7 protein-coding genes and 1 riboswitch are annotated in these 5,292 nt (G+C 67.5%); of the genes, 4 read left to right on the forward strand and 3 right to left on the reverse strand.

All coding sequences use genetic code 11. The features are described 5' to 3' along the window. On the reverse strand, positions 1–275 hold a 275-nt coding region (locus ACIQ6O_RS12350), incomplete at its 3' end, for a hydroxyethylthiazole kinase (RefSeq protein ID WP_396208094.1). Positions 276–322: 47 nt separating this feature from the next. Next, a riboswitch (TPP riboswitch) is annotated at positions 323–418 on the reverse strand. Between the two features lie 115 nt (positions 419–533). Between ACIQ6O_RS12350 and ACIQ6O_RS12355 the strand changes: the two genes are divergently transcribed. From ACIQ6O_RS12355 to ACIQ6O_RS12370, 4 genes are read left to right on the forward strand one after another with little or no spacing between them, the layout of a single operon-like run. Next, the gene (locus ACIQ6O_RS12355) at positions 534–1,469 is read left to right on the forward strand and encodes an ABC transporter ATP-binding protein (protein WP_396208095.1); all 936 of its coding nucleotides are present in this window, start codon (positions 534–536) and stop codon (positions 1,467–1,469) included. Then, entirely contained in the window at positions 1,470–2,372 is a 903-nt protein-coding gene (locus ACIQ6O_RS12360) for an ABC transporter permease (RefSeq protein ID WP_396208096.1), read from the forward strand. Further along, positions 2,369–3,304 (forward strand): ABC transporter ATP-binding protein, encoded by a 936-nt coding sequence (locus ACIQ6O_RS12365; protein WP_396208097.1) that lies wholly within the window; start codon positions 2,369–2,371, stop codon positions 3,302–3,304. Before ACIQ6O_RS12360 ends, ACIQ6O_RS12365 begins: the two co-directional genes overlap by 4 nt. Beyond that, the gene (locus ACIQ6O_RS12370) at positions 3,304–4,098 is read left to right on the forward strand and encodes a hypothetical protein (protein WP_396208098.1); all 795 of its coding nucleotides are present in this window, start codon (positions 3,304–3,306) and stop codon (positions 4,096–4,098) included. Before ACIQ6O_RS12365 ends, ACIQ6O_RS12370 begins: the two co-directional genes overlap by 1 nt. A gap of 205 nt (positions 4,099–4,303) precedes the next feature. Here the strand turns inward: ACIQ6O_RS12370 and ACIQ6O_RS12375 are convergent, their stop codons facing one another. Both ACIQ6O_RS12375 and ACIQ6O_RS12380 read right to left on the reverse strand, forming a co-directional pair. Then, the gene (locus ACIQ6O_RS12375; RefSeq protein ID WP_396208099.1) at positions 4,304–4,939 is read right to left on the reverse strand and encodes an LON peptidase substrate-binding domain-containing protein; all 636 of its coding nucleotides are present in this window, start codon (positions 4,937–4,939) and stop codon (positions 4,304–4,306) included. Continuing rightward, positions 4,939–5,292 (reverse strand): nitroreductase family protein (locus tag ACIQ6O_RS12380; RefSeq protein ID WP_396208100.1); only part of this gene is annotated, 354 nt, incomplete at its 5' end. The genes ACIQ6O_RS12380 and ACIQ6O_RS12375, both read right to left, overlap by 1 nt.

Here is a 5,292-nt window from a genome sequence, read left to right on the forward strand (position 1 = left end):
GGCGTGCCCACCTCGTTGGCTGCAGTCGCGGCTGCCCGCATGCCGTCCACCCACGCGGGGGAGAGCGTCCCGATGTTGATGGTCACCGCGCGGGCGATCCGCGCAAACGCACCACTTTCTTCCACCGTGTGCACCATCGCCGGGGCTGCCCCGGCGGCGAGCAACGTGTTGGCGGCGATGTTCATCGCCACGTAGTTGGTGATGCACTGCGTGAGTGGCGCTTCGGCGCGGAGTGCGCTGAGCGCGTCGGCCGGACTCAACGACGTTCGCTGCATGGAGTCTCCTGCGGACGCAGGCAGCAGCGCAGGCCGGGCACCAGACGCCTCGGTCGGCCGCGACTCCCTACGCCAGCATGATCTGGGTCAGGTTCAAAGGGTGCTTCTCAGCCCCGCACCGCGGGACGCCCCTGTCGTGTGCGTGAATCCTATCATCCGCGCGTGTCGCCGCGAACCCCCGGCCGCCCAACTGCCGTAGGGGTGGAACAGTCTGCACATTCCACTCGACGCTCGTTCGCCCTTTCCATTTTCTGCCGCATGGCCGATTCCCTCATCACCGCCCGCAACCTCACCCGCCGCTACGGCGCCGTCACGGCGCTCGATGCGCTGACGGTGCAGGTGGAGCCGGGGATCACGGGGCTCGTCGGCGCGAACGGCGCAGGCAAAAGCACCTTCGTGAAGATCCTGCTGGGTCTGGTCGACCCGAGCGATGGGGAGGCCGAGGTGATGGGGCACGATGTGGTACGTGAGCGGGGGGCGATCCGGGCGTTGGTGGGCTACATGCCCGAGCACGATTGCCTGCCGCCGGATATGAGCGCCGCCGAGTTCGTGAGCTTCATGGCGCGATGCAGCGGATTGCCGGCGACCGCCGCGCGTGAGCGCGCGGCTGAGGTGCTGCGGCACGTGGGGCTGTTCGAGGAGCGGTATCGCCCCATGGGTGGCTACAGCACTGGCATGGCGCAGCGCGTGAAGTTGGCGCAGGCGCTCGTGCACGACCCGCGGCTGCTCATTCTCGACGAGCCCACCAACGGGCTCGATCCCGATGGGCGCGACGAGATGCTGGCGCTGGTGAGTCGCACGGGACGCGAGTTCGGCATCTCGGTGCTGGTGTCGTCGCATCTGCTGGGGGAACTCGAGCGCATCTGCGAGCGCATCGTGTTGATCGAGCAGGGGCGGCTGCTGCGCGCGGCGCCCGTGGGTGCGCTCACGAGCGAGACGGGCACGCTGGTGGTGGAGCTCGATGGGGACGATGCGGCCGTGGCCACGTTCGTGGACACCGTGGCAGCCGCTGGTTTCGCCGTGCAGCCGGAGCGCCAGCGGGTGATGGTGGAGCTGCCAGTGAGCACTACCCCCGAGCATCTGCAGCAGGCGTACACGGTCGTGCGCGATGCGGCCCTCACGGCCAACGTGGGCGTGTTGCGCCTCGAACGGCGTCGTGGACATCTGCAGGACCTGTTCGCGGGAGCGGCGTAAATGACACGCCCTGAGATTTCCGGCACTGCAACGCCCGGTACGAACGCCTCGACCATTCACGATCTTGGCTATCGCCGCTATGACGGCGCCAGAGAAGGGGCTCGCGGTGCGTTCCGCGCCCTGTTCTGGCAGGGGTTCCGCGCGATGTTCGGCCTAGGCCGCCCCTTCAAGGCGAAAGTGGTGCCGGTGTTCGTGACGGTGGTGACCTCATTGCCTGCGCTTGCGAGCGTGGCGGCGAGCGGTGCTACGCAGGGGCAGCTTCCCATCACCTACGCCAATATCATCGGCGCGCAGGTGGTGCTGTTCCTGCTGTTCAGCGCCGCGCAGGCGCCGGAGATGCTCTGTCGCGATCAGCAGCACCGCGTCCTGCCGCTCATGCTCACGCGCGATGTGACGCGCACGCAGTATGCACTGGCGCGGCTGTTGTCGCTCTTCACGGCGATGTTCTGCGTGGCGCTCGCTCCTCTCGTGATTCTCTACCTGGGCGAAATCGGTGTGGCGAAGGACCCCGGTGCCACGTTCGCGACGATGGGCAACACGATCGGCCCCATCCTGCTGTTCGCCACGTTGCTCGCGTGGGTGATGAGCAGCGTCAGTGCGTTCCTGTCGAGTCTCACCGCGCGTCGCGCCTATGCCACGGCCGCTGTGATCGGCACGTTCCTTACCACGGTCGTGATTTCGCAGGGGCTGCAGGATCTCGCGGGGATGTCGGAAGCCACCACCAAGATGCTCGACCCCATGGAAACGCTGCGCACCACGGCGATGCAGCTGTTCGGGGAGACCAAGCGCTGGATGGAGCTCACGCCGCCGCCGAGTGTGTGGGTGCACGTGGCCGAGCTCACGCTGCTCGGCTGCGCCGCGTGCGCCGGTCTCGTGTGGCGCGTGCGTCGGGTGAGCGTATGAGCGCCGTGAGTGTGTCGGCCACTCCGCTGGTGTTCGACCACGTATCGCACTGGTACGGGGATGTCGTGGCCGTAAATGACGTGTCGGCCGTGGTGGAGCCGGGCATTACGGGATTGCTTGGCCCCAACGGCGCCGGCAAGACCACGCTACTGCAGCTGGCGGCGGGACTCATGGGCCCGAGCGGTGGCGCGGTGCGGGTGTTCGGTGAGACGCCGGTGCGCAACCCGGCGATCTTCCGGCACGTGGCGCTGGTGCCCGAGCGCGAAGCGCTGCCGGGCATGCTGAGCGCGCGTGCCTTCGTGGAGGCGCGCGCGACACTGCTTGGGCTCACCAACGTGCGGGCCGCCGCGCAGGCTGCCTTGGAGATGGTCGAGATGGACACGGTGGCTGATCGGGCCGTGGCCGGCTTCTCCAAGGGAATGCGGCAGCGCACGAAGCTGGCCGCCGCGCTGGTGCAGCAGCCGCGACTCGTGCTGCTCGACGAACCCTTCAACGGGCTCGATCCACGGCAACGGTTGCACATGATGCAGCTGCTCGAGGCGCGTGCGAAGGCGGGCACGGCGGTGCTGCTGTCGAGTCATATCCTCGAGGAGATCGAGGGGGTGGCCTCACGCATTCTGGTCATGCTGGCGGGTCGGCTCGCGGCCAGCGGGGATCATCGCACGCTGCGCCGCATGATGACCGACCGGCCGCACACGGTGCGCATACGCGCGAGCGATGTGCGCGCCCTGGCGTCGCGACTGGTCACGCAGCCCGCGGTGATGGGCGTGGAGGTGGATGGGGCCGATGCGCTTAACGTGCGCACCACCGATTACACGGCGTTTTCCCGTCTGCTCGTGCAGGCCGCGGCCAGCGCCGCGGTGACGCTGTACGAGGTCCTGCCCACCGACGAATCCCTCGAACACGTGTTCGCGTACCTGGTGCAGCGCTGATGGCGACCAATACGGTTTCTCCTGCCGCTCCGGCATTCGGGCGCGTGTCGTTTGTGCGCACGGCACTCGTGCTCATGCGGCTCGCGTGGGCGCGCACCGGATCGCCGTTGCTGATCATCGGGGTGCTGGCAGTGCTCGCGCTTCCGGTGCTCTTCTCGCTCGTCTTCGCGAGCCGTGGGGCGCTGTCGGGTGATCCGGTGGATTTTCTGCTCGCGCGTTTCGATACGATCGTGTCGGGGCTCGCGACGCCGCTCATCGCACTGCTGCTGGGAACGAGTGCGTTCAGCGCCGAGACCGACGACGGCACGCTGCTGTACATCGTGACCACCACCACGCCACGCTGGTGGATCGTGCTGTCGCGGCTGCTCTTCGCCGCGCTGCTCACCGGGCTGCTCGCCGCGGTGTCGGTGTTCGCGTCGGGGTTCGTCGCCGTGGGGCTCAGTGATCCCGAGGGGATCGTGACGGCGTACAGTGTGGCCGTGTTCTACGGGGGTGTGACCTATGCGTCGCTGTTCACCCTGCTCGCGCTGCTCACGCGCCGCTCGCTGGTGGTGGGGCTCATTTACGTGCTGTTCTGGGAAGGCGCGTTGAGCGAGACGTTCCAGGCCATTCAGTATCTGAGCGTGCGGAAGTGGATGACGGCCATTGCCGAGCCGATGATGCAGGGGGGCGGGGACGGGGTTGGGCCGAGCGCGCTCTACGCCCTCGTGGGGGCCGCGGTCGTGGTGACGATCACCGTGTACCTCGGCGGGCGGCGATTGCATGAGCCGCGGATGGGGCGGATCGGGTCGTAGGAGAGGTGAGACGTGAGACATGAGGTCGCCGCGATGGAGGTCGCTTGGGCGACTGACGGCACGCCCGTTCAACGTTGAGCGTCGTGCGTTGAGGGTTGTGGGTGGGTGCAACACCAACACATAACCCTCTACCCACGACCCTCAACCCTGAACGGGGCAGCTGTCAGCCCGACACGCGGCGCCCGTCGCGGCGCCGTCTCGTCTCTCAACTCTGCTTTCTGAGCGCCGCCTGCAATTCGAGTTCGGGTATCGCCTTCCTCAGCACCGCATCCACCGTGGACAGGCGGGCCGCGGGATCACGCTCGGCGAGCAGCTTGTAGCGCGCGTCGAGGTCGAAGTCGACCATCGAGGCGATCGTCCAGGCGAGTTGCCGAGGATCGTCGGGGAGTGTGGGCATCGGTCCGCTCTCGCCGTTGATGGCGTGCACGGCCTTCACCACCTGCCGGAAGTGTTGCACCACATCGTCGCTCGCCACCGCCAGCGCGACGGCGTTGGTGGTGGAAATGTCCGGTACCTCCACCACCGATGCGACGTGATACAGCGCGTCGCTCTCCACGAATTCCTCGAGCGCGAATCGTTCGCGCCCCTGCACGACGATATTGGCACGCCCGTCGGGCATCATCTCCACGTCGGTGACCTCGGCGACGCACCCCATGCGGCCGCGTGGCAGGTCGCGTTCGCTTACCCCGGAGATGCCGGTGACAATACCGAACCGCGAATCACCGGCGCGCACATCGGCCAGCATCTGCCGGTAGCGCGGTTCGAAGAGGTGTAGTGGCAGCGCCGTGCCCGGGTAGAGCACGACGCCCAGCGGAAAGACCGGGAGATGCGACAGGGGCATCAGCGAAATGTGGCGATGCGGTCCACCGAATGCCGGTGGGAGCGGAATCCGTCGTCGGCACCGTGGCCGAGGGCCACGAGCGCCGTGACGGTGGCGTGGGCGGGGATGCCCAGCAGCTGCTTCACCTGATCGGCCTGGAAGCCGAGCATGGGTGACGTATCGAGACCTTCGCTCCTGGCGATGAGCAGGAGGTAGCCGAGCGCGATGTTGGCCTGGGCGTTAGCCCAGGTGGCACGCGCCTCCGGGGTCATGTTGCCGAAGGTGTTCTGCAGCATGCTGATCGTGCCGGCCTTCTTGTCGGCCGTCAGGTCGGGGTGCACGACCTCGCCCAAGTGGGCCAAGGTGTCTTCCAT

This window comes from Gemmatimonas sp. (genome assembly GCF_044345575.1).
Lineage (GTDB): Bacteria > Gemmatimonadota > Gemmatimonadetes > Gemmatimonadales > Gemmatimonadaceae > Gemmatimonas.

What these genes read in the sequence shown, in the direction of transcription:
- ACIQ6O_RS12355 (WP_396208095.1), top strand. Translation starts at nt 534, where the DNA reads ATGGCCGATTCCCTCATCACCGCCCGCAACCTCACCCGCCGCTACGGC.
- ACIQ6O_RS12360 (WP_396208096.1), top strand. Translation starts at nt 1,470, where the DNA reads ATGACACGCCCTGAGATTTCCGGCACTGCAACGCCCGGTACGAACGCC.
- ACIQ6O_RS12365 (WP_396208097.1), top strand. Translation starts at nt 2,369, where the DNA reads ATGAGCGCCGTGAGTGTGTCGGCCACTCCGCTGGTGTTCGACCACGTA.
- ACIQ6O_RS12370 (WP_396208098.1), top strand. Translation starts at nt 3,304, where the DNA reads ATGGCGACCAATACGGTTTCTCCTGCCGCTCCGGCATTCGGGCGCGTG.
- ACIQ6O_RS12375 (WP_396208099.1), bottom strand. Translation starts at nt 4,939, where the DNA reads ATGCCCCTGTCGCATCTCCCGGTCTTTCCGCTGGGCGTCGTGCTCTAC.